The sequence below is a fragment of the Terrihabitans aquatilis genome (assembly GCF_052542005.1).
Genome location: NZ_JBOCUO010000003.1, coordinates 474,428 through 499,508, shown reverse-complemented (window position 1 = coordinate 499,508; position 25,081 = coordinate 474,428). Strand labels below are relative to the sequence as shown.

Here is a 25,081-nt window from a genome sequence, read left to right as displayed (position 1 = left end):
CGGCTCAGGCGGCCGCGCGGCGCGCCTGCAATGCGCCCAGCACCGCGCCGCGAATGTCGGCCAGGCTGAACGGCTTCGACACCACGTCGTGCACCACCCGGTCAAGCTCCTCGCCGCGCTCGCGCTGGAAGGCATAGCCCGTCATCAGCAGGATGGTCAGCGCCGGGCAGTCGCGCGCGGCCGATTTCGCCAGATCGATGCCGTCCATCAGCGGCATGCGGATGTCCGACAGCAGAAGATCGTAGCCGTCCGGATCGGCGCTCAGCGTATCGAACGCTTCGGCCCCGTCGCAGGCGATCTCCACCTTGTGGCCGTCGAGTTGCAAGGCCCGGCTGACGAAGCCGCGGATCGATTCTTCATCATCGACGACAAGAATGCGCGCCATCTCACAATCTCCCCGGATCGTCGGAAGGCTTGGAACTCGTATGGTCGATCACGCCCACGAACGGCAGCTGGCGGTAGGAATGGCCCACGTCCATGCCATAGCCAACGACGAACAGGTCCGGGCATTCAAACCCGACGAAATCGGCATCGAGGTTGACGGCACGCTTGTTCGGCTTGTCGAGCAGCACGCAGGTCAGCACCTTGTTGGCGCCCCGCGCGGCCAGCAGGTCCTTCGCGAAGGCCAGGGTGCGGCCGGATTCGAGAATGTCGTCGATCAGCATCACATCGCGGCCCTCGACGTCGCTGTCGATGTCGCGCACCACTTCCACCTGACCGGACGACACCATCGCCTTGCGATAGCTCGACAGCTGGATGAACTCGATCTCGGGCTCCAGCCCAGCATAATGCAGGGAACGGATCAGATCGGCGGCGAACACGAAGCTGCCGCGCAGCACGGCGATGACCAGGAGGTTGTTGAACGTCTGCCCGGCAATTTCTTGCGCCAGCTCATGATTGCGCTTGGCCAGCACATCGACGTCGAAGAGAACCCGCACGTTCCTGTTCATCGAACCCTCTCATTGGCGGCCAGCAGCGCCTCGCCCTTGTCGGCAAAGCGCACCGCCACCGCCTGCCCGTCCGGCGGGGGTGCCGCCAGCCTGGCCCAGAATCGTTGCGCGTCGCCGGGGGCCAGATGGTCCCGGGCCGGCGCTTCGGCCCACACATAAATCTCGCGGCCTGAAGCTTCTCTTACCGCAAAGCGCAGTTTTGGAACGTTCACAGGCCGTGTCCGCACGTTCTGGATCGTACCGCTGACGATCAGGACAGGCGTCCCGTTTTCGTTCATCTCCACAGTTTTAAGGTCGCGCAGGGCCAGTCCGCGCAGGTTCACGGGCAGGCCGAGGGCTTCGAACAAGCCCGCGCTCACCGGCAAAGCCGCCACCACCCGCTCGCGCTGCAACATTGTGCCGGCCATCACCAGCACGGCCATGAGGCAGATCGCGGCCGCGCCCCAGCGCCCCAACAGGTTGCGCGGCGCGGGGTTCTTGCGCATCGCCTTCGGCACGGGTCCGGGAAGAAGAACGTCCTCGGCCGAATCGGCCCGGATCAGGCGGCGGCCTTTTTCGGGCGCCGACGCATGCCACACCGTCCGGCAGGCTCCGCACCTCACCTTTCGGCCCGACGGCCCCAATGCGGCGGCGTCCACGGAGTGCTCGGACTTGCAGTGAACGCATGTGATCAGCATGGTGGCCGGAATCGAGCCTTCGGGGGTCGCGCGCGTAGACAGCGCCGAGGAAATTTCGCCTCGTTAACCCTCCGCGTTTACGGTTAATGTTCGGTTAACCGGCCTGCGCGATGATCCCCGTCCGCGCATTCAGGATGAGAGTTTGGTCCGTTTCGAGAATGTCGGCCTGCGTTACGGCCCGGGTCAGGAAGTGTTGAGGGACCTGACGTTCCGCATCGACAGCCATTCCTTCCAGTTTCTCACCGGGCCCTCGGGCGCCGGCAAGACGTCGTTGTTGCGTCTGCTCTTCCTGTCGCTGAAACCCACGCGCGGGCTCATCAGCCTGTTCGGGCGCGACGCCACCGCCATCGCTCGCCACGATCTTCCGGACATTCGCCGCCGCATCGGCATCGTGTTCCAGGATTTCCGCCTGCTCGACCATCTCACCACATTCGAGAACGTGGCTTTGCCGCTGCGTGTCGCGGGGCGCGAGGAATCGGTCTACCGCGCCGAGGTCACCGAGCTTCTGCGCTGGGTAGGCCTGGGCGAGCGCATCCATGCCTATCCGCCGGTTCTGTCGGGCGGTGAGAAGCAGCGCGCCGCCATTGCGCGCGCCGTCATCGCACGGCCGGAATTCCTGCTGGCCGACGAGCCGACGGGCAATGTCGATCCCCATCTCGCCCGCCGCCTGCTGCGCCTGTTCGTCGAACTGCACAAAACAGGTACCTCGGTTCTCATCGCAACCCATGATATCGCCCTGATGGATCTGTACGACGCGCGCCGCTTCATGCTCGAAGACGGCCGCCTTACCATTCACGATTGATGGCACACGATACGACCCGCGCGCGCCGCGCCCCCACTTCCGAAGACCCGACGGAGAACCGGCGGCCGCCTTCGCTCGTGCCCAGCGGCTCGCTGGCGGGCAGCGCGCTCATCGTCATCATCGCCATCATGACGTTCCTCGCCTCGCTCGCGGTCGGCGGCGTCGACATCGTGCGCGCGGCGGCCGACAGCTGGCGCAGCGGCGTCCTGCAGGAGGTCACCATCCAGGTCCGCCCGGTCGAGGGCGGCGATCTGGAGGCCGGCATCGCTCGCGCCGTCGAACTTGCGCGGGAGACGCCCGGCATCGCCTCCGCCCAGCCCTATTCGGAAGCCGAGATGGCCGGCCTGCTGGAGCCCTGGCTCGGCACCGGCGTCACGCTCGATCAATTGCCCACGCCGCGCCTCATCGTGGTGCGGATGGAGGAAGGCGCCCAGCCGGATTTCGAGGCCTTGGCCGCGCGCCTCACCGATCAGGTGCCCGGAGCCAGCCTCGACGATCATCGCGCCTGGCTGGAACGCCTGCGCCTCACCGGGCGCACGCTCACGGGCTTCGGCCTTGCCATCCTCGTTCTCGTCGTCTGCGCCACGGCGTTGTCGGTGCTGTTCGCCACGCGCGGCGCGGTCAACGCCAATCGCGACGTGGTGGAGGTGCTTCATCTCGTCGGCGCGCGCGATCGCTACGTGGCCGGCGCCTTCTCGCGTCGTTTCCTCAGCCTCGGCCTGCGCGGCGGGCTCATCGGCGGGGCGGCGGCGCTCGTGCTGTTCGTGCTGGCCGGCATGTTCGGCACCAGCGGCGGCGACCCGGGCTCGGATCTCCTGCTCGGCCGGCTCGACATGACCGTCCGGGGCTATATCGGCATCGTCGGCACGGCCCTGTTCATCGCAGCCCTCACCGCCGTCACGTCGCGGCTCACGGTGATGGCCCATCTGCGGCGGCTCGACTGATGTCGGAGAGGCAAAAGCGCAGACAGGCCGGATGGGGCCTGCGCTTCGTGCGCACCGTGCTGATGTTCGGCATGCTGGCGGTGGTCGGCCTCGCCATCGGCTTCGCCGCCTTCATCGCCGATATCCCGGAACGCGAGCCGACCCCACCCAAGGGCGACGCCATCGTGGTGCTGACCGGCGGCGCCGAGCGCATCGGCGATGCCATCAACCTTCTGGCCGACGGGCGCGCCCGTCGCCTGCTTATCTCGGGCGTCAATCCGGAGACCACGAAGCCCGAGATCGCCCGGCTGCATCCACGCGCCGAGCGCTGGATCGATTGCTGCGTCGATCTGGGCCGCCGCGCGCTGAACACAGCCGGCAACGCCGCAGAGACCCGGCAATGGGTACGCCGCCATGGGTTCGAGACCATCATCGTGGTCACCTCCGGCTGGCACATGCGCCGCTCGCTGCTCGAATTGCAGCGCGCTTTGCCGGAATCGATCCTGCTGCCCTATCCCGTGGTGCCCCGCAACGGAGCAGATAATGAATGGTGGCGCGAGCCCCGGACCATTCGCCTCATCGTCGCGGAATATGTGAAATATCTCGCCGCCATCATCGAAGTGCGGCTGGCGCCCCGCCTGTCGAGCGACGAGGAGGAGATCACGTGATCGCGCTGCGCTCGCTCGTCTTCAATGCCGTCTTCTACGGCAGTTTCCTCGGCCTGGCCGTGCTGGGCCTGCCCATGCTTCTCGTGCCCGACGGCGCGCAGAAGATGGCGCGGGTCTGGGCGCGCATGAACCTCTGGACGCTGCGCCATGTCGCCGGCATCCGCGTCGACTTCCGCGGCCTGGAAAACCTGCCGCGCGAGGGCTGCCTCATCGCCGCCAAGCACCAGTCCGAGCTCGAGACGTTCGGGATGGTGCCTGTCATCGGCCCCTTCGCCTTCATCCTGAAGCAGGAGCTGAACCGCATACCCGTCTTCGGCTGGTACACGACACGCGCCGGCATGATCGGCGTCGATCGCTCGGCCGGCGCCTCGGCCCTGCGCCAGATGGTGGCCGACGGCCGCGCGGCGCTCGACGCCGGCCGCAAGGTCGTCATCTTCCCGGAAGGCACGCGCCGGCCGCCCGGCGCCGAACCCGATTACAAGCCCGGCATCGCCCAGCTCTACACCAAGCTCGGCACGGCCTGCGTGCCGGTCGCGGTCAACACCGGCCTGTTCTGGCCGCGCAGCACGTGGCTGCGCTATCCGGGCACCGCTGTCGTGGAATTCCTGCCGCCGATCGAACCGGGGCTCGATGGCCGCTCCTTCCGCACCGTGCTGCAGGACGTGCTGGAGACCAACACCGATCGTCTTGTGGCCGAAGCCCGGGCGCGCCGCGAAGGCATCCCGGCCGACCGGCTCGACCCCGCCGCCACCGACGCCCTGCCCTGATGCCTGCCGTTGCGCGGCACACACCGCGCAACGGGAGCTTGGTCAATTGGCCGGGTTGAGCTGCGCCAGAACCTGATCGAACGTTCCGCGGACTTCGGCGAAACGAAGACCCCCGACCCGCTCCACCAGGATCTCCGGAGCGTCGGGCTGCCGCTTCATCAGCGCCAGAACCTCGTCGGCAAAATCGTTGAGCGGCAGATAGCCCTCGCGGCTTTCCTGTCCCGGCGTCAGCGTCGTCTGCACGGCAGGCGGTGCAAGCTCGATCACCTCCACCTTTCCCTTCAGCGCCTCGCGCAGCGACACGGTATAGGAGTGCAGCGCGGCCTTGGTCGCGGAATAGGTCGGCGTCGACACCAGCGGCACGAAGGCCAGCCCGGACGTCACGTTGACGATCGCCGCATCCTTTTGAGCGGCGAGGTGCTCCACCAAAGCGTTCGTCAGGCGGATCGGTCCCAGCAGATTGGTATTGATGGTGGCTTCCGCGTCAGCGAGATCGCGGCGGCCTGCCAGCTTCTCGAAGCGCATGATGCCGGCATTGTTGACGACGACGTTCAGCGCCGGATGCTCGGCCAGCACGCGGCGGGCAAAGTCCTCGATACCCTCGGCATTGTCTATATCGAGCGTCACCGGGAAGATGTTCTCGCGCCCCTCCGCCGCCTTCTTCAGCGTCTCCGCGTTACGGCCCGCGACGATGATGGTGTTGCCGAGATCGTGGAGGCGGTGCGCCAGCGCTTCGCCGATGCCCGAGCCGCCGCCGGTAATGAGGATGGTGTTGCCTGTGAGCTTCATGGATCGTCTCCATCGAGGTTGATGCGGGGTTATGTATCCGTGTAGTCTCCAAACGAAAGAAGGCACCTGAAAGAATTATACTTACCTTTTGGAGAGTGTAACCGTTGGACGCGCGAAAGACCCCTTTGCCGAAACCTTGGCCGGACAGCACGCCGGAGGTCGATGCCCTCGTCACCGACGTCATCGGCCGGGTTGCCGACAAATGGACCATGCTGATCCTCGAAGAGCTCGCCGACCACGGCACGCTCCGTTTCAGCCAGATCGGCCGGCAGGTGCCCGGCATCAGCCAGAAAATGCTCACCCAGACGCTGCGCCAGATGGAGCGCGACGGCCTCGTGGACCGCGTCGTCCACCCGGTCATCCCACCGCATGTCGATTATCGCCTCACCGATCTGGGCCTCAGCCTCGGCGCGGCCTTCTGCGGGGTGTGGGCCTGGGCGGAGGAGAATCTGCGCCGCATCCAGACCGCGCGCACGGAATTCGACAGCCGTCAGACGCGCTGACCCATACCCTGCTTGGGTTGACCCCAGGTCAGTTTCAGGCGACTTGGCCTCGTGGGTTTGGGGCAGCACAGATGAGTTCACCGCCGGCAAGGTTCTGGTCCCTCTCGAATTTCAACGTGCGGAACGCCGCCGCAATGGCCGGAACGGTCCTCGTCGTCGCGCTTGGTTCCCGCCTGCCCCTGCCGGGTGTCGATCTCGCGGCGCTGACCTTTAAACTCCCCGATCTGTCGAGCGGCAGCGTCGGCCGCATTTCGATCTTCGCGCTTGGGATCACGCCGTTCTTCACGGCGCTGGCCTATGCGGAAATCCTCAAACTGGCCTTCCCCTCCATTCCGAGACGAATGGCCGCTTCGGCGCGTTACCGGGATGGCGTGAATCTGGCCATCCGCGTCCTTGCTCTCCTCATGGCGGGGTTTCAGGGATGGGCGATCACGATCGCGCTGCAACAGTCCGGATTGGTGGCGGACACCGCCATTGCCTTCGTCCCCGTCGGCATCGCCTGCTTCGTCAGCAGCACGGCTTTTCTGATCTGGCTTGCCGACCGCGTGGAACTGCCGGGTGTCGGCCACGGAGTCTGGCTGCTGGTCTGTCTTCCGCTGCTGACATCGCTTCCCGCTGTGTTCAGCTCCGCAATCGAGCTCATGCAATTCGGAGCGCTGCAGCCCTTCCACCTGCTGATCGCCCTCGCCGCCCTCATCGTCGCGACGGTTTTGATCGTTCTGGTCAACAGGCTTCTGGCCGGGACCGAGGATGGCCGCGCGGCGCCGATCCCAATCACCATCCTGCTCTGGCCGCCGTTCCTCGCCGGCATCGTCGCGGGGCACGTCATCTCGCTGCCACTCATGTTCGTGCCCGACGATTTGTCCCGCGCAGCCTGGAACGTCATCGAAATGTCCGTCCCGGTCCTGAGCGGCCTCCTGATCCCCGTCTTCGTCTACGCCTATTTCCACGTCCTGGGACTCGACCGACTGCCCGCCTCCCGACGCGGCCGGGCGCTCCTCGTCGCCACGCTCGTCGCCTGCGTTCAGATCGTGCTCGCCGTGGGAGCCGAAGCTCTGGAGATCGCCCTGAACATGCCGCTCGGCCTGCACGGCGGGTTGTTGATCGTTTTCGTCACGGTGCTGACGCTGTTTCGCCGGCCCGTCGAAAGCCGCAAAGAAATTGCCGGAGAACACTCATGAACATGTCCGGACGTCTGCTATTCCTCGCGGCCGCCCTGTGTCTGGCCCAGCCTGTCGCCGCCGAACCCATTCAGCCGAACGGAGATCTGGTGATGCGGCTCATCTTCGAGGACTGCCTGGGCTACATCCGCCACGGCCGGCAGCCGTTCACAGGGCTTGAGACGCGCCAAGCCTCGCCGGAGGCTTTGCAGGGCTTGCACTCTCCGGCCACCAGCCGCGCGGGCACGGTGCAACTTCTCTCGCCGCGCTACGTGGCCGATTGGGGCTCGGACGCCAGCGCCAGCTTCTGCATGATCCAGACGGTCCGCGACGACAAAGGCGAGCCGATTTCCCCATCGGGCCATCTCGGCGTCGAGCCGAAGGGCTTCATCGGCCGTGTCACCGAACGCGCGGTGCGGGAGGGCTTCACCGAGCGCGATGTCGGCGAGGAATTGTCGCCCCTTTTTATCAGCACGTGGCGGCAGCCGGATAATGGCCAGGAAATTGGCCCCGAAAGCCCGATCCGGTTCGTGATCATGCCGACCGGCGAGGACGACGCGAACGGCCTCGTGGACGCCGGGCTCATCGTCATGCGCGGCCCGCCGCGGTCGCATTGATCATCCGAGGGCCGACAATGTCCGATATTATCAACACCGCCCAGTTCACCCTGACCGAGGATGATATGGCGGACGCCTCCGATCTCTACATCCGCACCAATCTGATGAACTGGCGCGCCATCGTCGCAATGGTGCTCTGCGTGGGCGGCATCATGACGGCGATGGCCTATATCTCGGACAAGGAGATCGGCCCGTTCGACCTCATCACCTTCTTCGTCTTCGCTCCGATCGGCTGCTTGATCGGGTTGTGGCTCTATCGGTTCGCGGCGCGCGGCGGGGCCCGCAAGCAATTGCGCGAATTCAAGGCGCTGGCCGCACCGACCACGATCTCCTGGACGCCCGATTCCATACGTTTCGACCGGGAGGGCGCCTATGAGGACATGCCTTGGGCCGACGTGCACAAATTCGCCGTGAACGAGCACATGCTCCAGCTTTACCGCACCAGCCGCCTCTACATCCCGATACCGATGCGCGCGCTGTCTCCCGCCCAGCGGGATAGCCTGATAGAAGCGGTCGAGCGCGCCCGGTCAAAGACACGCTGACCCGCCTCACACAGCCGGCTCCGGCACGGTCTCCACCGTCTGGCGCGCGGGCGGCGCATGCCTCTCCTCCACATGGAGCGGCACGCCGGCCGGCGTCGTCGGCGCCTGAACCTGCAGCGTGCTCTGCCGTTCCACGGGAACGCCGGCGGCAACGCGGATGCGCCACAGGCCGAAGCCCAGCACCAGCAGGGCCACGAGGCCGGTGAAGACAAACAATCCTCCGGCACCCATTCCGCTCATCAGGCCGGACGACAGGATCGGGCCGAAGGTCGCGCCCGAGGAATAGGCCAGAACGAGACCGCCGCTGGCCGCCACCCGCTGATCGCGCGCCAGATAATCGTTGGTCAGCGCCACGCACAGCGGATAGAGCACGAAAGCCGCCCCGCCGAACAGCGCGGCCGTAGCCAGCAGCACGAAAAAGCCGAACGGCATCGAGAAGAGCATCGCCCCGCTCGCCAGCGCGATCGCGACGAGAACACCCGCGATAACGCGGCGCCGTTCCAGCCGGTCCGACAGGCGCCCCACCGGCCATTGCAGCGCCACCCCACCCAGAATGGCCACGCCCATGAACAGCGCGGTGCCCGGCACATCCACCCCTTCGGCCGCGGCGAACACGGGGCCGAGCGTGAACAGCGAGCCCAGCACGAGCCCGCTGCCGATGGCCCCAATCACGCCCAGAGGCGAAACCCCGTACAGCCGTTTCAGGCTCATCGAGGCCACGTCGGGCAGCGGCGGCGGAGCCATGCGCGTCAGCGCCACCGGAAGCACAGCCATGGAAAACAGCACCGAGATGACGATGCAGGCGACGAAGCCGGTCGGGTCGGGGATGTTCAAAACGCTCTGGCCCAGCGCCTGCCCCAGATAAAGCGCCGACATATAGAACGCGAGCAGCCGCCCCCGCGTCGCGGGCGTGGCATGGTCGTTCAGCCAGCTCTCCATGCAGATGAACAGGCCCGCCATGCAGAAGCCCTCGATGAAGCGCAGGCCGCCCCAGAGCGCCACCACGTCCGACATCGGATAGACCAGCACGCTGGCCGAGCTCAGCGTGGCGAAGCTGGCGAAGGCGCGGATATGACCGGCCCGCACCACCACGTGGAAGGCCAGCAGCGCGCCCGCCACCAGCCCCGCAAAATAGGCGGCCGAGACCAGTCCCACCACCAGCGGCGGCGCGATCGCGCTCAGCCGCAGCGCCAGAAGCGAGAGCAGCGCGCCGCTGGCCGCGTTGATGAGAAAGGCGGCGGCAAGCAGCACAGAGGCGGAGCGGAGGGAGCCGGGCATTTCGAAAAACCAGCGAGGGACAGATTGCCACCGGGCAGATGGCGCACCGGCATGGTCAAACAATGGCGTAAATCTCAGGAAGAAAGCCCGTCCGGGATCGGCGCCATCCGCTTCGGCTGCTGCAGGACGACGAGGGTCTGGAAGCTGCGAACATGCTCTTCGGCATGGAGCGTTTCGCGCGTCACGCGGTTATAGGCCTCCATGTCGCGCGCGATCATGTGCAGCACCAGATCGTGGTCGCCCGTCACTGACCAGATGTCGATCACTTCCGGCGTGCGCCGCAGGCGGGCCACCACCTCGTCGACGATGTGCCCCCGGTCTCGTTCCAAAGTCACCAGAACGATCATCGAGATGGGCCAGCCCATCGTCTTCGGCGCAACGACGGCGATCTCGCGCTGGATCGCGCCCGATTCCCGCAGAGCCCGCACCCGGCGATAGCAGGCCGGTGCCGACAGGCCCACCCGCTCGGCCAGCTTGGCCATCGGAATCTGCGCGTCCTCCTGCATCAGGCGAAGGATCGCCCTGTCGAACCGGTCCATTGCGTGCCCCTCCCTCAGTGACGATAAAGTTTATCACTCATCGGCAATCTGAGACCGCTTTTATCGCGTCGTCTTGATAATTCCTGCCGCGTCTTCTCCCCGGTTCGGATCATGGCAAGCCCGTCGCTCTCCCTTCCCTCCCGCGATCTCGAATTCGCACCCATGGGGGCCATGCTGCTCGGCATGGTTTCGATCACGTCGGGCGCGAGTTTCGCCAAGACCCTGTTTCCGCTCGTCGGGCCGGTCGGCGTCACCACGCTCCGGGTCGTCATGGCGGCCCTCATCCTGGCGGTCATCCAGCGGGTCTGGCGCGCACGCATCACCCGCGCAAACCTGCCCGCGGCCCTGGCCTATGGTTGTGCCATGGGCGGCATGAACCTGCTGTTCTACATGGCCATCGCCCGCATTCCGCTGGGCATCGCCCTCGCCTTTGAGTTCGTCGGCCCGCTCACCATCGCTGTCGCCTTCTCGCGCAGGGCATCCGACATCGCCTGGGTGGTTCTGGCGGTCGCGGGTCTGTTGCTGCTCCTGCCCCTGCAGCACAACGACATCGCGCTGGACCCGATCGGCATCGCCCTGGCGCTCGCGGCGGGCGCGTGCTGGGGCGCCTATATTCTCGCCGGCAAGCGCGCGGGCGCGGCGTTCGGGCCGCAGGCCGCGGCGCTGGGCATGGCCATCGCGGCCTGCCTCACGCTGCCCTTCGGCATCGTGTTCGCCGGTTCCTCGCTGCTCCAGCCCTCCATTCTCCTGGCCGGTCTCGTCGTCGCCGTTCTGTCGAGCGCCATCCCGCAATCTTTGGCCATGTTCGCCCTGAAGCGCCTCCCGTCGAAAAGCTTCAGCGTGCTCACCAGCGGCGAGCCGGCCGTCGGCGCCGTGATGGGCATGCTGCTGCTGGGCGAGCATTTGCCGCTCACGAAATGGCTGGGCATCGCGGCCATCGTCGCGGCCTCGCTCGGCACCACGCTGAGCGGACGTTCCCGCCCCGCCCGGACCGAGGACGCACAGCAATCGTAAGGCATGCTAGGGGGCGGCTCTTGCGCCCCGCAACGGAACCGACGCACCCATGTCCTTCAACATTCGCCCCGCATCGCCGCAGGATGAAGCAGAGGTCGTCGCGCTGTGGCGTGCCTGCGACCTCGTCGTCGCCTACAACGATCCCGGCGCCGATTTTCGCTTCGCCCTCGCCGGCCCCTCGTCCACCGTTCTCGTCGGCACCGATGAAGCGATAAACCGCATCGCGGGCAGCGTCATGGCAGGGCATGACGGCCATCGCGGCTGGCTCTATTACGTGGCCTCGGCGCCGGATGCGCGCGGCGCAAAAATCGGGCGCCGCATGGTGGAAGCAGGAGAGGACTGGCTGCGCCAAAAGAGCGTTGCGAAGGTCCAGCTTCTGGTGCGCGAGACGAATACGGGCGTCATCGGCTTCTACGAGCATCTCGGCTACGAAACCGCGCCGCGAATCATCATGAGCAAATGGCTGGTAGACCCGGCTTGACGCCTCAGGCCGCGGCCGCCACCAGCCGCTCGGCCATCCATTCCAGTTCCTCGTCGTGCACGCCCAGCTGGCGCAGATGCGCCACCGTGTTCAGCACGTAATCGAGGTTGGAGCCGGCGGTGCCGTGGCTGCGCGTGATCATGGCCAGCCGCTCTTCCGGCAGCAGCGCACCGGCATATTGCACATGGGTCGCGTCGGCCACATAGGCCAGGGCCTCGGCCGTGTCGCCGCTCTCGCAGAAGGTCACCTTCTGCCGGGTCTCGTGATAGACGCGGTTGCGCAGCTCGCGCTCATGCAGATAGGCGAGGGTCTCGTCCACCCGCTCGCGCGCCACGCGGAAGGCCACACCGTGGCAGGTGTCGCCCGCATCCAGCCCGAGAACGAGGCCCGGCGCTTCCGGCGTGCCGCGCCAGTGCTGCGAGTAAATGCACAATGCGCGATGATAGCCCGAGAGCACCGCCGGGCGCGCCTCGTCGAACACGAAGCCCGGCCGCCACATCAGCGAGCCATAGCCAAAGACCCAGAGATCCGAAGAGGTGTCCATCGTCCTGCGGCTGACGGGGGGTGCGCGGCTCCCGTCACCGAATCAAGTCAACCAATGACCTGCGGCAAGAGCAAGGCAAATAATATTACACCCACCGAAAAAATGTGGTTTCAGACCCGGCCGCGCTGCCGTCCGAAATCCGGCTCGGCCGTGTCCTGGCCCTGCTGCACGATCCCGCGTCTGATGTCGCGCGTGCGGCTGAACTGATCGAACAGGGCATCGCCATCGCCGCGCCGGATCGCGCGCTGAAGCGCGGTGAGGTCCTCGGTGAAGCGTCCGAGCATTTCCAGCACGGCGGTCTTGTTGTGCAGGAAGATGTCGCGCCACATCGTCGGGTCCGACGCTGCGATGCGGGTGAAATCGCGAAAGCCCGAGGCCGAGAACTTGATGACCTCGGAGCGCACGCTCTCCTCCATGTCGGCGGCGGTGCCGACGATGTTGTAGGCGATGAGATGCGGGATGTGGCTCGTGATCGCCAGCACCAGATCGTGATGCTCGGGCGTCATCACCTCCACATTAGCGCCGATGCCCTGCCAGAAAAGCTGCAGCCGCTCCACCGCCGCCGCATCCGTTTCCGCAGGCGGCGTCAAGATGCACCAGCGATTGCGGAACAGCTCGGCGAAGCCGGCATCCGGCCCGGAATGCTCGGTGCCCGCGATCGGATGCGCCGGCACGAAATGCGCGCCCTTCGGCAGATGGGGCTGCATCTGCCGCACCACGGAGGTCTTCACCGAGCCGACGTCGGACACGATGGCGCCCGGCTTCAGTGCAGGCGCGATGGCTTTCGCCACGGCCTCGGAGGCGCCCACCGGCACGCAGGCGATGACGAGATCGGCGCCCCCCGCCGCCTCCGCCATGTCGAGCGTGTAGGCATCGCCCAGCCCCAGTTCCCGCGCGCGCTCCAGTGTCTCGGGGCGGCGCGTCTGCACCACGATCTCGCGCACCAACCCGAACTCGCGGGCCGCGCGCGCGATCGAGGAGCCGATCAGGCCTATGCCGATCAGCGCCAGCCGTTCGAAAACGGGTTCAGCCATGGCTGGGGCTCATGAACTCTCGGAGCACGTCGACCACAAGGCGGTTGGCCTCCTCAGAGCCGATCGACAGGCGCAGCGCGTGCGGCAAGCCGTAATTCTCCAGCCGCCGCAGGATAAGCCCGCGCGACGTCAGGAAATCGTCGGCCTCGGCGGCGGTGCGGCCGGCCTCTTCCGGGAAATGGATCAGCAGGAAGTTCGCCACGCTCGGCGTCACATGCAGGCCGAGCTCGGCGATCTCGAGTTCCAGCCAGCTGCGCCATGCGGCGTTGAATTCCACCGATTGTTCCAGAAACTCCCGGTCCTCGGCTGCCGCGACACCCGCCGCGATCGCCGCGCCGCTGACGTTGAACGGTCCGCGGATGCGGTTCACCACATCCACCACGGCCTCGGGGCCATACATCCAGCCGATGCGCAGATTGGCGAGGCCGAACACCTTCGAGAAGGTGTGAGTCACCACCACGTTCGTCGCCGCATCCACGAGCTCGCGCCCGTCGTCGTAATCGTTGCGGCCGACATATTCGGAATAGGCGGCGTCGAGCACCAACAGCACATGGCCCGGCAGGCCGGCATGCAGGCGGCGCACCTCTTCCACCGGCAGATAGGTGCCGGTCGGGTTGTTCGGATTGGCCAGGAACACGATCTTCGTGCGCTCGGTCACGCAGGAGAGGATGGCGTCGACGTCGGCCGTGAACGAGGTTTCCGGCACGGAGACGGGCACACCACCGCGCCCCATGATGGCGATCTTGTAGACCAGGAAGCCGTGCTCGGTGAAAATGCCTTCATCGCCCGGCCCCACATAAGCGTGCGCCAGCAAATTGAGGATCTCGTCCGATCCCGCCCCGCAGACGATACGCGCCGGGTCGAGCCCCTGAGCCCGTCCGATGGCTTCGCGCAGCAGGTGCGAGGAACCGTCGGGATAGGCGGCCAGCTTGGCCGCGGTCCTGGCATAAGCCTCGATGGCGCGCGGGCTCGGGCCCAGCGGCGTCTCGTTCGAGGACAGCTTGAAGACCCGCGCCACGCCCGGCGCTCCGGACTTGCCGGGAACGTAGGGGTCGATGTCGAGAATGCCCGGACGCGGCTGCGGCCCGGAAGAGTTCGTCATGTTCGTGCTCATAGACGTGCACCGTTTGCGTCCAGGCCGATGGGCTGGGCGTAGGAGCCGGCCTTGCGCGCGCCGTCCGGCACCCGCATCGCCTCCAGCGCCACCAGTCCCCGCCAGCGGTCGGACAGATTGTAGGCCAGCACCTCGAACGCGCCATCGGGCGGCGGCGCGGCCAGATCGAGGAACACCACCGCCATTTCATCGACCGCCGCGTCGCCGAGCGGCTTGGCGATCACCACGGCGTCGGCCCCCGCCGGCCGGTTCGGATAAATGAGGAAAGGCAGCCGCGCCATCACCTGGGGCTGGCCTTCCTGGCCGAGATCGGTCCACCACACGTCCGGGCTCGCGCCGATGCCGATCAGGCCAAGATCGCCCGGTGAGGCCGACACCGCGTCGATCACCGCCCGCGCGCTGTCATGCATCACCAGCGGCACGTCGAAGCCCATCTGGAAGCGTGCCAGATCGCGCATCGCGCCCATATCGCCCGAGCCGTCGACATGCACCGTGTAAGGCGCCTGCACGTGCGTGAAACCGGAAATGATCGTGCGCCAGATGTGCTCCACCGCCGAAAAAGGCAGCCGCCCGCTATGGCGCGCCACGAGGCGGCGCATCATATCGGCCTCGCGTCCCGGCCGGAACGCGGAGCCGGTCTCGCCGGTGCGCTTCACCCGCACCAATTCGTCGATGATCGCGCCGCGCTCGATCAGGAGGCGGTGCATGGCCTCGTCGAGGCGGTCGATCTCGGTGCGCAGTTCGTCGAGCGTGTTCGGTTGGTCGGTCATCGTCCGGGCAGGTCTGGCGCGGCATGGCGCGGGCGCCCCTTGATAAAGCGCCCTTCGCCGATGTCAAAGAAACGTTGACTTCGTCGGGAGGCGGTATCTAGCTGTCCGCCCCGTGAGGGATGGCAGGAATACAGGCAGGTTTATGCAGTCGATCAAGGACGTGGCGCGTCTTGAGGCGGATCATCCGAGCAGCGAGATCGTGCGTTTCGGAGCGGATCGTCCGCTCGCGCTCGATTGCGGGATGTCGTTCTCGCCGCTGCAGATCGGCTACCAGACCTATGGCCGCCTCAACGCCGACCGCTCCAACGCCATCCTTATCTGTCACGCGCTGACGGGCGATCAGCACGCGGCCAACACCAACCCCGTCACCGGGCGCGGCGGCTGGTGGCAGACCATGATCGGCCCCGGCCGGCCGATCGACACCACCCGCTATTTCGTCATCTGCTCCAACGTGCTGGGCGGCTGCATGGGCACGTCCGGCCCGGCCTCGCTCAATCCCGACACTGGCCATGCGTGGGGTCTCGATTTCCCCGTCGTCACCATCGCCGACATCGTGCGCGCCCAGGCCATGCTGGTCGATCATCTGGGCATCGACCAGCTGTTCGCGGTCATCGGCGGCTCCATGGGCGGCCTTCAGGTGCTGCAATGGGCAGCGGCCTATCCCGAGCGTGTGTTCGCGGCCATCCCCATGGCCTGCGCGGCCAAGCATTCGGCCCAGAACATTGCCTTCAACGAGGTTGGCCGCCAGGCCATCATGGCCGACCCAGACTGGTCCGGCGGCCGCTATCTCGACGAGGGTCAGCTGCCGCGCAAAGGCCTCGCGGTGGCCCGCATGGCCGCGCACATCACCTATCTGTCGGAGCCCGCATTGCAGCGGAAGTTCGGTCGCGAATTGCAGGACCGCGAACGCCCTACCTTCACCTTCGACGCCGATTTCCAGATCGAGAGCTATCTGCGCCATCAGGGCTCGACCTTCGTCGAGCGGTTCGACGCCAATTCCTATCTCTATTGCACCCGCGCGATGGATTATTTCGACCTCGCGGCGGATCATGACGGCGTCTTGTCGCGCGCGTTCCAGGGCTCGAAGACGCGCTTCTGCCTCATCAGCTTCTCGTCGGACTGGCTGTTTCCCACCGCCGACACCCGCGCCATCGTCAAGGCGCTCAACGCCGCTGCCGCCAACGTGTCGTTCGTCGAGATCGCCTCCGACAAGGGGCATGACGCCTTTCTGCTGGACGAGCCGGAATTGTTCGCCACCACACGCGGCTTCCTCGCCGGCGCGGCGCGGGCGCGCGGCCTGCCGGAGGCCGAGGCATGAGCCCCACCAAGCGCGAAGGCGCGCCGCTCGCCGCGGGTCCCGTCAAATCGGCTTTGCCGGATGCCGTCCGCCCGGACCACCTCCTCATCGCCGATATGGTGCGTGAGGGCGCCCGCGTGCTCGATGTCGGCTCCGGCGACGGCCAATTGCTGCGCCTGTTGATCGAGAAGAAGAACGTCGACGGCCGCGGCATCGAGCTCAGCCGCGCGGGCGTCAACGCCGCCGTGGCCCACGGCCTGTCCGTCATAGAAGGCGACGCCGACACCGACCTCGACGATTACCCGGACGACAGCTTCGACTACGTCATCCTCTCGCAGACCTTGCAGGCCACGCGCCAGCCGAAGCGCGTTATGGAAAACCTTCTGCGCATCGGCCGCAAGGCCATTGTCTCGGTGCCGAATTTCGGCCATTGGCGCATGCGCTCGCAGCTCATCTTCCTCGGCCGCATGCCCGTCACGCCGACCCTGCCGGCCACCTGGTACGACACGCCCAACATCCACCTCTGCACGATCCGCGATTTCGTGGATCTATGCGACGCCACGGGCGCCCGCATGGTCCGCGCCGTGGCGCTCGACAGCCACGGCCAGCCTGTGCGCGTCAACGCTCCGTGGTGGTTCTGGAACCTGTTCGGCGCCCAGGCGGTGTTCCTGCTCTCGCGGCAATAGGCAGAGTATACCGCCTTTTCGGCCATGCCGGGGGTTGCATTTTGCAAGCTAGCGTCGCGGAAAAGGCGGCTGCTATTCAGGGGTCAGCAACCCCAGTGATGCCGCCTTCACGAGAGCCGACGAGATGGAGCGGGCTCCCAATCTCCTGCGCGCGGCATGAAGATGAGAGCGAACCATGGCCCCCGAAATACCAAGCTCTGCCGCGATCTGTTTTGCCGTGTTTCCGTTGGCCAGACACTCAAAACATCGCTTCTGCCGCGCGGTCAGTATCGGCTGGCCCTCGACCAAAATCGACGATCGCTGCAGGCGGAACACGACATCGTGGATATACGGCCCCAGAACGCTGCCTATCCCTCGACACATCCATTCACCCCGCTCCCATTCTCGCGCAGACTGGAAAGTGGTGAGTGAGAGCACCCCAGCGGTGCCCAGACCGCCTCGCACAGGAATACTGACGCCCTGCCGGCCCACGCCATAACTTTCGGCTTCCCGGAAAAGCCACGAGATTGTGGGGCAGCCTTGCGGGAAGGCGGTCCAGGAGATGGGCGACGTCCGGAAAGGATCGAAGCGGGCCACAGGATCGATCCGATCGTATTCCTTGCTCACATAGCGCTCTGCCCACTCGCTCGCATACGTGAAGACGGAATTGGCGGCACCTAGTTCCAGTCCTGATATTCCGGGGACGCAAAATGAAAGGTTTGCCACCCCAAGTCTTTCCCGAGCACCGAGAAGATATGATTCCAACATTTCGTAAGAAATTATCTTATCGATTTCTGAAATCTCATTCTTTGCTGAATGAAAAGATAGGTCGATTTCAATTTTATCTTCCTAATACTTCTGACCCATTGCGTTGATGAGATCGGCAACGCGTCGGCATGTGGATCGCCATCGTCTGCCCGCTGGGGCACCCTCAAACTAAAGGAACAAGTTATGTCGAGAACTGCACGAAAATATGGTCTCGCCCTCGTGCTCGTACTCTGGTTGCAGCCGGCATCGGCCGAAACAGGCCTCTCGAAACTGGATGGTGAATGGGTGTCCGATTGCGTGTCGATCGGTAAGGGCGGCCGGCACGGCACGATCGTGCGCCTTGCTATACGCAATGGCTCGCTGCAGGCAGACGCTCAATTGTACGCTCGCAATACATGTCAGCAACCCACCGTCCGGTCGGTGTTCGCGGGCGATTTGACCTCGGGTGGCAGCAGCGACAACCCGCATCTGCAGATCGACATGGTCGTCGGCAAAATGCTGACCACCGCGAACGCTGTCGATGTCGTGGCCCATTACAATATGCCGACCAAGGACCAGGCCGGCTGCGGCCTGACCAATTGGGAACTGAACGTCCCAAAATCTACCGCCGGCCTGAAATGTGGTGCATTCCAGTGGCCGGCTTCGGGGGCAAAAATGTATGAGAGCGTCTGGATAAGCGGCAACGAGCTCCGCTTCGGCGCGCTTCCATTCATCTGGAACAACACGTCCCCCGAGGCACGCCCGGAGCGCCCCTCGGAGGTTATCTTCTACAGAACGGGGTTCTGAAAAAGCCTCAAATCGTTGCGCCGCCCTCAGCCCGCGCCCGTCCCGATCCCGTTCAGGGCTTCCATCGCATCCTCCGGCAGGTCGAGCGCGGCGGCGGCGATGTTCTCCCGCAGATGCGCCACTGACGAGGTTCCGGGGATCAGCAGAATGTTCGGCGCGCGGCGCAGCAGCCAGGCCAGGGCCACCTGCATGGGCGTTCGGTCCAGCCGGCGCGCGACATCGGAAAGCGCGGCTGATTGCAGCGGCGCAAACCCGCCGAGCGGGAAGAACGGCACGTAGGCAATGCCCACCTCCGCAAGCGTGTCGATCAGGGCATCGTCGTTCCGGTGCGCCAGATTGTACTGGTTCTGCACACACACGATCTCGCAGATGCCGCGCGCCTCATCAACCTGAGCGGCGGTGACGTTGCTCAGCCCGATCTGCCGCACGAGGCCCTGCTCCTGAAGCTCCGCCAGCACGTCAAGCTGCGGCGCGACCGTTCCCTCGGCCGGGCTGCGGCCCTCATCGCCCCAGAAGCGCATGTTCACCACGTCGAGGGCCTCGACGCCCAGATTGCGTAGATTGTCGTGCACCGCCTGCCGCAATTCGTCGGGAGCCGGAGCCGGCAGCCAGGACGCATCGTCACCCCGGCGGGCGCCGATTTTAGTCACGATCACGAGGTCGTCGGGATAGGGCGACAGCGCTTCGCGGATCAGCTGGTTGGTGACGTGCGGGCCGTAGAAATCGCTGGTGTCGATGTGGTCGACGCCCTGTTCGACCGCCTCGCGCAGAACGGCGATCGCAGCGTCCCGGTCGCGTGGCGGCCCGAACACGCCGGGTCCGGCGAGCTGCATCGCACCATAGCCGAGGCGCTTCACGACATGGCCGCCAAGATGAAACGTACCGGCCTGATCGATGATGGACATGGGGAATTCTCCTGTTGATGTCCTCTCACCTAAACACTGGAAGCCCGTACGATTAGCCGCCACAATCCGCACGGCCTGTGCGGAAACCTGAACAATGCGTGTCAACCTCCCCGATCTGAACGCCTTCCTCGCTGTCGCCCGTGCAAGGGGCTTTCGCGAAGGGGCGCGCACCAGCGGCATCAGCGCCTCGGGGCTCAGCGAGGCGGTGCGGCGGCTGGAAGCCGATCTCGGCGTGCGCCTCCTCAACCGCACCACCCGCAGTGTCGTTCCGACCGAGGCCGGCGAACGATTGCTGGCCCGACTCCAGCCCGCCCTGCTCGAAGTCGATGCCGCGCTCGATGTCGTCAACGGCTTTCGGGAGCGGCCGGCCGGCACGCTGCGGCTCAACGTACCCGTCAGCGTCGCCCGGCTGGTGCTGCCCGCCATCGTGCCGCGCTTCCTCGCGGCCTATCCCGACATCCGGCTGGAACTGGTCGCGGAAGACAGCTTCGTCGATGTGCTCGCGGCCGGCTGCGACGCCGGCATCCGCTATGACGAGCGGCTGGAACAGGACATGATCGCCGTGCCCATCGGCCCGCACCGGCAGCGCTTCGCCACGGCCGCCGCCCCGTCCTATCTCGACGCCCGAGGCCGGCCCGGCCATCCCCGCGATCTCCTGAACCATGCCTGCCTGCGCGGCCGCTTCGCCAGCGGCGCCCTGCTTCCGTGGGAATTCGTGCGCGACGGAGAGGTGGTGCGGGTCGATCCGCCGAGCCCGCTCGTGGTCAGCCCCAGCGCCGCGATCGATCTCGCCGTGGAGGCCGCCATCGCCGGCCTCGGCATCGTCCATCTGTTCGAGGACTGGCTGCGCCCTCATCTCGACAGCGGCGCGCTGGAGCCGGTGCTGGAACCCTGGTGGGAAGCCTTCTCCGGCCCTTTTCTGTATTATCCGGGTCGGCGGCTCGTCCCGGCCCCGCTCCGCGCCTTTCTCGATTTCATCAAGACCGCGCCGGGCTGAACCTTCCACAGCTCGCGGCGTCAGGGCTCTTTCCGCAAGGCAAGCCACGTCCAGCTTACGCCCATCGCCCTGTTGCCCGGCTGGACGGATTCCACGTCGGTCCGCCGCACGAGGCGGAAGCCGGATAAACCCGCCTCCGCAATCGTGCGATCCGCCGAAACCGGAAACGCATGCCGACCGGGTGCGCCCGGCCCGTGGCGCAGCGACATCACCAACAGCCCGCCAGCCGCCATCATCCGGCCGAGCTGCACGATCGCAACGGATCGCGCCGCATCGTCGATGTGCTGCCACACCCCGCACAGGGTCACGAGATCGAACGGCCCATGCCCCACGGTCGCTGAAAGATCCGGAAGCCGGTCGTCCAGCCAGGCGATCGCCTCGCCCGCATGCAGCGCCATTCCCGCTTCGCGCAGCTCCCTCACGGGCTCCACCGCCAAAACCTCATGGCCCCTCGCCGCGAACCAGGCGGCGTCCCGGCCGGTCCCGGCGCCTATATCGGCCGCACGCACGGGGCGCGCGGGCATGAGATCGAGCACGCAGGCATAGAGGGCTTCCGGCTCGAAGGCCTCATAGGCTGCGATCAGCGAGGGTGTGGCCGCTTCCGCATAGCCTTCCAGAATGTCGTTCACTGCTTGTTTGCCCTGTCCGTGCCTTGATTACATGTCACTCGATCATTTCAGATTCTTTCCCGAGATCGGACCGGCTTCGTTTCACCCGGCCCTTTGGTGCGCTTCATGTTTGCAGTTCCGGTCCCAGCCATGGCCCGTTCCTTTCGTCGCCTGTGCGCCGTCACGCTCCTCGCGGCGGGTGTCGCGGGCTGCGCGGGAATGGACAACAGCAACATCAATCCCGCCAATTATCCCTCCGATGTCGGCGCCGGCAGCGACGTCGTCGTCGTCACCACGCGCAAGGCCATTGCCCAGCCCTTGAAGGACCCGTGGTTCGGCCCGCAGAGGGCGGACGCCAGCATGGCCCGGGTGAAGCTGTCCTCGCCCCATCTCGCGGGGCGCTTCTCGATGGCGGCGGCTGGCCTGCGCGACTGGAAGATCGAGAACGTCGAGCCCATAGGATCGACGCAATTGCCCAATGGCGGCACGCGCGACGTGCTGGTCTATATCCACGGCTACAACGAGACGTTCGAGAGCGCGGTGCTGGACGCCGCCCGCCTGTCCGACGCCTTGGCCTATCGGGGCCGCACCGTGGCCTTCAGCTGGCCCTCGCGCAATTCGGTGTTCGACTACATGGCCGACCGGGAGAGCGCGGTGTGGTCGCGCGATGCGCTGGAGGACACCCTCAACAATCTGCTCGCGGATCCGGGCGTCGGCCGCGTCCACATCGTGGCGCACAGCATGGGCAGCATGCTCACGGTCGAGGCGCTGCGGCAGGTCTACGGAGCCAACAGAGGCGCGGCCAACCGCTTCGGCGCCGTGGTCTTCGCCTCGCCGGATATCGACGTCGACAGCTTCTCGTCGTCCGTGCGCCGCCTCGGCAGCCTGCACCGCCAGATGACGGTTATCACCTCCATGGACGATCGCGCATTGGCGGTCTCGGCCCGTCTCGCCGGGGGCAAGCGCGTCGGGCGCGCCGAGAGCGCCGCGCTCGAAAAGCTCGGCATCAAGGTGGTGGACACGTCCGGCATGTCGGGCGGCCTCCTCAAGCACGCCACCTTCCTCCGCGACAAGGAGGTGCAGAAGCTCATTGCGCAGGCCATCGCCGATGCCCGCGTGGGCACGACGCGCTCCGGCCCCTCGCCCTTCCCGGTGTTCGAGCCCAACGCCGCCGTCACGCAGCAGCCGCTCGCCTCGGTCCCCGCACCCGCCGCCACCACGCCGCCGCCGGCGGCTTCCCCGGCCCCGGCAAGCGCGCCGGCCATCGCGCCCGCTCCGGTCGCGGCTTCCATGGCGGCGCCGCCGGCCGCCGCGCCGGCCCCCGCGATCATCGTGCCGGCACCTGCCGAACCCGCGGCCGCAGCACCGCCCGCCGAAGCGCCTCCCGCCGCCCCACCCCCGGTGTTGATGTCGCCCGAACCGCTGCCCTCCGACGGCTTCGTGCCGGCAGCGCCCGCGCAATAAGGCTCAGGCGCGCGCCGCCTTCAGGGCGCGTTCCAGCACGTCGAAGGCGCGCGCATCCATCTGCGCCACGTTGAAGCGCATGAAGCCGGACGCGGTCTGCGACACGCTGAACACGTCGCCCGGCGCCAACACCACGTTCTCCCGCAGAGCCGCACGCGCCACATCGGACGCATCGCAGCCGTCCGGCAGAGCGCACCACAGCGTGAAACCGCCGCGCGGCATCAGCCAGGGCCGAACGCCCATCCCTTCCAGCCGAGCCGCCACATCGCGCCGCGCACGCGCCAGCCGGCGGCGCAGCGCCTCCAGATGCTTGCGATAGCCGCCATCGCTCATCGCCGCGAACACCAGTTCCGACGCCATCGGGCTCACGCCGCTGAAGCTCGTCGCCACCTGCAGATCGATCAGGCCATCGATCCAGTCGGCCCGCGCCGCCACATAGCCGCAGCGGACGGACGCCGATAAAGTCTTCGAGAAGCTGCCGATACGGATCACCCGGTCGAGGCCGTCCAGCACGGCCAGGCGCGGCGAGGGCTCGGGCTCCAGATCGGAGAAAATCTCGTCCTCCACGATGGTCACGTCATGCGCCGCCGCCACGTTCAGCAGGCGGTGCGCCGTCTGCGCGCTCATGGTCGCGCCGGTCGGGTTGTGCAGGGCGGCATTGGTGATGTAGAGGGGCGGCCGGTTGGCCTCCGCCAGTTCGGCGAACCGCACCACGTCCGGCCCGTGCGGCGTGTAAGGCACGCCCAGAACCGTCACGTCGTGCGCCCGCAGCAGGGCCCGAAAGTTGAAATAGCAGGGATCGTCCACCAGCACGCAATCGCCCGGCCGCAGCAGGAAGCGGCAGATCAGGTCGAGCGCCTGTGTGTCCGATCCGGTCAGCAGAATGCGGTCGGGTCCCGCGTCGAGCCCTTCCCCGGCGAGGTTCCGCGCCAGCAGACGCCGGAGCGCAAGCGACCCCCGCGTCGGCCCGTAATCGCACAAGAGGGCGTCGTCGGCCTTGGCCAGACCGCGCAGTGCGCGCCGGATCGCCGCATTCGGCATCCACTCGGCCGGCAGCCAGCCGCAGCCGGGCTTTGCGATGTCGTCATCGCTGTCGAGCGCCTGCCGCGTCACCCAGAACGGGTCGATCGCACGGTCGAGCTTCGGCCCACGCTCCGCCAAAGCGAGAGGCGGCGGCGCGCTCGCCACGTAGAAGCCCGAGCCCGGTCGCGCCCGGATCAGTCCCTCGGCGGCCAGCCGGTCATAAGCCTCCACAACGGTCGATGGCGACACGCCCATCGCCCCGGCGAATCTGCGGATCGACGGCAGCCGGTCGCCATATGTCAGCGCCCGCGATGCCAGTCGGGCGCGGATCGCCCCCATGACGTCCGCCGTGCGCGTGCCGCCCCGTTCCGTCACCCCGTGCTCCGTATCGAAGTCCGAACCCATACAGTTCTGACCGATCGTATGGGATTGTTTCTGGCTGCGCCATCACCCAGCGCCTAGCGTCCAGGCTCAAAGGCAGGGCCGAATGAAATCGAATACGGACGGCGTGGGCAGCGGGCTCATGGGAGTGCTCATCTTCAGCGGATCCCTGCCGGCGACCCGCGTGGCGGTCGGCGGCTTCACGCCGCTGTTCCTTACCTCCGCGCGTGCCGTCATCGCGGCCCTGCTCGGTCTCGCTCTCGTCTGGCTGCTGCGGGAGAAGCGCCCCGCGCGCGAGGATCTTCCCGCATTGGCCATCACGGCGCTCGGCGTCGTCGTCGGCTTTCCGCTGTTCACCGCGCTCGCGCTCCAGCACATCACCTCGGCGCATTCGGTCGTCTTCATCGGCCTGCTGCCGCTCGCGACGTCGGTGTTCGGCGTGCTGCGCGGCGGCGAGCGCCCGAAGCCGGCCTTCTGGATCTTCTCCATCCTGGGCAGCCTGCTCGTCGCCGGCTTCGCACTGTCGCAAAGCGGGCCGGCCTCTCTCACGGGCGATCTTCTGATGCTCGCGGCCATCCTCGTCTGCGGGCTGGGCTATGCCGAAGGTGCCCGGCTGTCGCGCCGGCTCGGCGGCTGGCAGGTCATCTCGTGGGCGCTGGCCATCGCCCTGCCCGTCATGGCGCCGCTCGCGCTGCTGACGCCGCCCGGCGAATGGAGCGGCATCGGCCTGCCCGCCTGGCTCGGCCTGTTCTACGTCTCCGTCTTCAGCATGCTGGTCGGCTTCATCTTCTGGTATCGCGGCCTCGCGCTCGGTGGCATCGCCGGCATTTCCCAGCTTCAGCTGCTCCAGCCCTTCTTCGGCCTTGCGCTTGCCGGCCTCCTGCTCGGCGAGCCGGTGGCCTGGAGCATGGTCGCGGTCACGGCCCTCGTCGTGTTCTGCGTCGCAGGCGCAAAGCGGTTCGCCTGAACACGCCAAGCCTGTAGGATGCCGCGCAATTTCTCGGGGAAGAGAAAC

The 25,081-nt window shown here is 66.6% G+C and carries 30 protein-coding genes and 1 pseudogene; 16 read left to right on the top strand and 15 right to left on the bottom strand.

The window, feature by feature from the left end:
- Positions 1-4: 4 nt before the first annotated feature.
- The 4 genes and pseudogenes from ACQ6S1_RS13355 to ACQ6S1_RS13340 form a co-directional block, all read right to left on the bottom strand.
- Complete coding sequence (locus ACQ6S1_RS13355; RefSeq protein ID WP_445041700.1) at positions 5-385, bottom strand: response regulator; 381 nt, start codon at positions 383-385, stop codon at positions 5-7.
- Position 386: 1 nt separating this feature from the next.
- Positions 387-950, bottom strand: coding sequence for a hypoxanthine phosphoribosyltransferase (hpt, locus tag ACQ6S1_RS13350; RefSeq protein ID WP_445041699.1), 564 nt, complete (start codon positions 948-950; stop codon positions 387-389).
- The gene (locus ACQ6S1_RS13345; RefSeq protein ID WP_445042025.1) at positions 947-1,528 is read right to left on the bottom strand and encodes an FxLYD domain-containing protein; all 582 of its coding nucleotides are present in this window, start codon (positions 1,526-1,528) and stop codon (positions 947-949) included. Before ACQ6S1_RS13345 ends, hpt begins: the two co-directional genes overlap by 4 nt.
- Positions 1,529-1,627, bottom strand: a pseudogene (locus ACQ6S1_RS13340) (zinc-ribbon domain-containing protein); the annotation flags it as partial.
- Positions 1,628-1,769: 142 nt separating this feature from the next.
- On the opposite strand from ACQ6S1_RS13340, the gene ftsE reads away from it, so the two are divergent.
- Genes ftsE through ACQ6S1_RS13320 form a run of 4 tightly spaced genes read left to right on the top strand, consistent with a single transcriptional unit; the run spans position 1,770 to position 4,787 of the window.
- A complete protein-coding gene (gene ftsE / locus ACQ6S1_RS13335; protein ID WP_445041698.1) occupies positions 1,770-2,429 on the top strand; it encodes a cell division ATP-binding protein FtsE in 660 nt (219 codons plus the stop codon).
- Positions 2,429-3,373: a cell division protein FtsX gene (locus ACQ6S1_RS13330; protein WP_445041697.1), complete on the top strand. Its 945-nt coding sequence runs from the start codon at positions 2,429-2,431 to the stop codon at positions 3,371-3,373. The genes ftsE and ACQ6S1_RS13330 overlap by 1 nt, the downstream gene beginning before the upstream one ends.
- The gene (locus ACQ6S1_RS13325) at positions 3,373-4,020 is read left to right on the top strand and encodes a YdcF family protein (RefSeq protein WP_445041696.1); all 648 of its coding nucleotides are present in this window, start codon (positions 3,373-3,375) and stop codon (positions 4,018-4,020) included. The genes ACQ6S1_RS13330 and ACQ6S1_RS13325 overlap by 1 nt, the downstream gene beginning before the upstream one ends.
- Positions 4,017-4,787: a lysophospholipid acyltransferase family protein gene (locus tag ACQ6S1_RS13320; protein WP_445041695.1), complete on the top strand. Its 771-nt coding sequence runs from the start codon at positions 4,017-4,019 to the stop codon at positions 4,785-4,787. The genes ACQ6S1_RS13325 and ACQ6S1_RS13320 overlap by 4 nt, the downstream gene beginning before the upstream one ends.
- A 42-nt stretch (positions 4,788-4,829) precedes the next feature.
- Here the strand turns inward: ACQ6S1_RS13320 and ACQ6S1_RS13315 are convergent, their stop codons facing one another.
- A complete protein-coding gene (locus ACQ6S1_RS13315; RefSeq protein WP_445041694.1) occupies positions 4,830-5,576 on the bottom strand; it encodes an SDR family oxidoreductase in 747 nt (248 codons plus the stop codon).
- Between the two features lie 125 nt (positions 5,577-5,701).
- On the opposite strand from ACQ6S1_RS13315, the gene ACQ6S1_RS13310 reads away from it, so the two are divergent.
- From ACQ6S1_RS13310 to ACQ6S1_RS13295, 4 genes are all read left to right on the top strand, one after another.
- A complete protein-coding gene (locus tag ACQ6S1_RS13310; RefSeq protein WP_445041693.1) occupies positions 5,702-6,079 on the top strand; it encodes a winged helix-turn-helix transcriptional regulator in 378 nt (125 codons plus the stop codon).
- A 134-nt stretch (positions 6,080-6,213) separates the two neighbouring features.
- Positions 6,214-7,260: a hypothetical protein gene (locus tag ACQ6S1_RS13305; protein ID WP_445041692.1), complete on the top strand. Its 1,047-nt coding sequence runs from the start codon at positions 6,214-6,216 to the stop codon at positions 7,258-7,260.
- Entirely contained in the window at positions 7,257-7,856 is a 600-nt protein-coding gene (locus tag ACQ6S1_RS13300; RefSeq protein WP_445041691.1) for a hypothetical protein, read from the top strand. The genes ACQ6S1_RS13305 and ACQ6S1_RS13300 overlap by 4 nt, the downstream gene beginning before the upstream one ends.
- 17 nt (positions 7,857-7,873) lie before the next feature.
- Complete coding sequence (locus ACQ6S1_RS13295; RefSeq protein ID WP_445041690.1) at positions 7,874-8,398, top strand: YcxB family protein; 525 nt, start codon at positions 7,874-7,876, stop codon at positions 8,396-8,398.
- A 6-nt stretch (positions 8,399-8,404) separates the two neighbouring features.
- Here the strand turns inward: ACQ6S1_RS13295 and ACQ6S1_RS13290 are convergent, their stop codons facing one another.
- Positions 8,405-9,676, bottom strand: a complete 1,272-nt coding sequence (locus ACQ6S1_RS13290) for an MFS transporter (protein ID WP_445041689.1) — start codon at positions 9,674-9,676, stop codon at positions 8,405-8,407.
- A 74-nt stretch (positions 9,677-9,750) separates the two neighbouring features.
- Positions 9,751-10,215: an Lrp/AsnC family transcriptional regulator gene (locus ACQ6S1_RS13285; RefSeq protein ID WP_445041688.1), complete on the bottom strand. Its 465-nt coding sequence runs from the start codon at positions 10,213-10,215 to the stop codon at positions 9,751-9,753.
- 111 nt (positions 10,216-10,326) lie between these two features.
- Between ACQ6S1_RS13285 and ACQ6S1_RS13280 the strand changes: the two genes are divergently transcribed.
- Together ACQ6S1_RS13280 and ACQ6S1_RS13275 are read left to right on the top strand one after the other, a co-directional pair.
- Complete coding sequence (locus tag ACQ6S1_RS13280) at positions 10,327-11,229, top strand: EamA family transporter (protein WP_445041687.1); 903 nt, start codon at positions 10,327-10,329, stop codon at positions 11,227-11,229.
- A gap of 49 nt (positions 11,230-11,278) precedes the next feature.
- Positions 11,279-11,710, top strand: a complete 432-nt coding sequence (locus ACQ6S1_RS13275) for a GNAT family acetyltransferase (RefSeq protein ID WP_445041686.1) — start codon at positions 11,279-11,281, stop codon at positions 11,708-11,710.
- A gap of 4 nt (positions 11,711-11,714) precedes the next feature.
- Here ACQ6S1_RS13275 and ACQ6S1_RS13270 read toward each other — a convergent pair whose 3' ends face one another.
- From ACQ6S1_RS13270 to ACQ6S1_RS13255, 4 genes are all read right to left on the bottom strand, one after another.
- Positions 11,715-12,254, bottom strand: coding sequence for a gamma-glutamylcyclotransferase (locus ACQ6S1_RS13270; RefSeq protein ID WP_445041685.1), 540 nt, complete (start codon positions 12,252-12,254; stop codon positions 11,715-11,717).
- Positions 12,255-12,364: 110 nt separating this feature from the next.
- Positions 12,365-13,288, bottom strand: coding sequence for a prephenate/arogenate dehydrogenase family protein (locus tag ACQ6S1_RS13265; RefSeq protein WP_445041684.1), 924 nt, complete (start codon positions 13,286-13,288; stop codon positions 12,365-12,367).
- Positions 13,281-14,390, bottom strand: coding sequence for a pyridoxal phosphate-dependent aminotransferase (locus ACQ6S1_RS13260; protein ID WP_445041683.1), 1,110 nt, complete (start codon positions 14,388-14,390; stop codon positions 13,281-13,283). The genes ACQ6S1_RS13265 and ACQ6S1_RS13260 overlap by 8 nt, the downstream gene beginning before the upstream one ends.
- 8 nt (positions 14,391-14,398) lie before the next feature.
- Positions 14,399-15,172 (bottom strand): chorismate mutase, encoded by a 774-nt coding sequence (locus ACQ6S1_RS13255; RefSeq protein WP_445041682.1) that lies wholly within the window; start codon positions 15,170-15,172, stop codon positions 14,399-14,401.
- A 142-nt stretch (positions 15,173-15,314) separates the two neighbouring features.
- Between ACQ6S1_RS13255 and metX the strand changes: the two genes are divergently transcribed.
- On the top strand, positions 15,315-16,490 hold the full coding sequence (metX, locus tag ACQ6S1_RS13250; RefSeq protein WP_445041681.1) for a homoserine O-acetyltransferase MetX: 1,176 nt from the start codon (positions 15,315-15,317) through the stop codon (positions 16,488-16,490).
- Positions 16,487-17,155 (top strand): methionine biosynthesis protein MetW, encoded by a 669-nt coding sequence (gene metW, locus ACQ6S1_RS13245; protein WP_445041680.1) that lies wholly within the window; start codon positions 16,487-16,489, stop codon positions 17,153-17,155. Before metX ends, metW begins: the two co-directional genes overlap by 4 nt.
- Positions 17,156-17,227: 72 nt before the next feature.
- Here metW and ACQ6S1_RS13240 read toward each other — a convergent pair whose 3' ends face one another.
- The gene (locus ACQ6S1_RS13240) at positions 17,228-17,902 is read right to left on the bottom strand and encodes a helix-turn-helix transcriptional regulator (protein WP_445041679.1); all 675 of its coding nucleotides are present in this window, start codon (positions 17,900-17,902) and stop codon (positions 17,228-17,230) included.
- Between the two features lie 183 nt (positions 17,903-18,085).
- On the opposite strand from ACQ6S1_RS13240, the gene ACQ6S1_RS13235 reads away from it, so the two are divergent.
- Positions 18,086-18,688: a hypothetical protein gene (locus tag ACQ6S1_RS13235; protein WP_445041677.1), complete on the top strand. Its 603-nt coding sequence runs from the start codon at positions 18,086-18,088 to the stop codon at positions 18,686-18,688.
- A gap of 26 nt (positions 18,689-18,714) precedes the next feature.
- Here ACQ6S1_RS13235 and ACQ6S1_RS13230 read toward each other — a convergent pair whose 3' ends face one another.
- On the bottom strand, positions 18,715-19,593 hold the full coding sequence (locus ACQ6S1_RS13230; protein ID WP_445041676.1) for an aldo/keto reductase family oxidoreductase: 879 nt from the start codon (positions 19,591-19,593) through the stop codon (positions 18,715-18,717).
- A gap of 94 nt (positions 19,594-19,687) precedes the next feature.
- On the opposite strand from ACQ6S1_RS13230, the gene ACQ6S1_RS13225 reads away from it, so the two are divergent.
- Positions 19,688-20,590: a LysR family transcriptional regulator gene (locus tag ACQ6S1_RS13225; RefSeq protein ID WP_445041675.1), complete on the top strand. Its 903-nt coding sequence runs from the start codon at positions 19,688-19,690 to the stop codon at positions 20,588-20,590.
- A gap of 20 nt (positions 20,591-20,610) precedes the next feature.
- Here the strand turns inward: ACQ6S1_RS13225 and ACQ6S1_RS13220 are convergent, their stop codons facing one another.
- Positions 20,611-21,219: a class I SAM-dependent methyltransferase gene (locus ACQ6S1_RS13220; RefSeq protein WP_445041674.1), complete on the bottom strand. Its 609-nt coding sequence runs from the start codon at positions 21,217-21,219 to the stop codon at positions 20,611-20,613.
- 129 nt (positions 21,220-21,348) lie between these two features.
- On the opposite strand from ACQ6S1_RS13220, the gene ACQ6S1_RS13215 reads away from it, so the two are divergent.
- Positions 21,349-22,662 carry an alpha/beta hydrolase gene (locus ACQ6S1_RS13215; RefSeq protein WP_445041673.1) on the top strand — a complete coding sequence of 438 codons (1,314 nt, stop codon included), beginning with the start codon at positions 21,349-21,351 and terminating at the stop codon, positions 22,660-22,662.
- Between the two features lie 3 nt (positions 22,663-22,665).
- Here the strand turns inward: ACQ6S1_RS13215 and ACQ6S1_RS13210 are convergent, their stop codons facing one another.
- Positions 22,666-24,060, bottom strand: a complete 1,395-nt coding sequence (locus ACQ6S1_RS13210; RefSeq protein WP_445041672.1) for an aminotransferase-like domain-containing protein — start codon at positions 24,058-24,060, stop codon at positions 22,666-22,668.
- 112 nt (positions 24,061-24,172) lie between these two features.
- Between ACQ6S1_RS13210 and ACQ6S1_RS13205 the strand changes: the two genes are divergently transcribed.
- On the top strand, positions 24,173-25,033 hold the full coding sequence (locus tag ACQ6S1_RS13205) for a DMT family transporter (protein ID WP_445041671.1): 861 nt from the start codon (positions 24,173-24,175) through the stop codon (positions 25,031-25,033).
- Positions 25,034-25,081 lie beyond the last annotated feature (48 nt).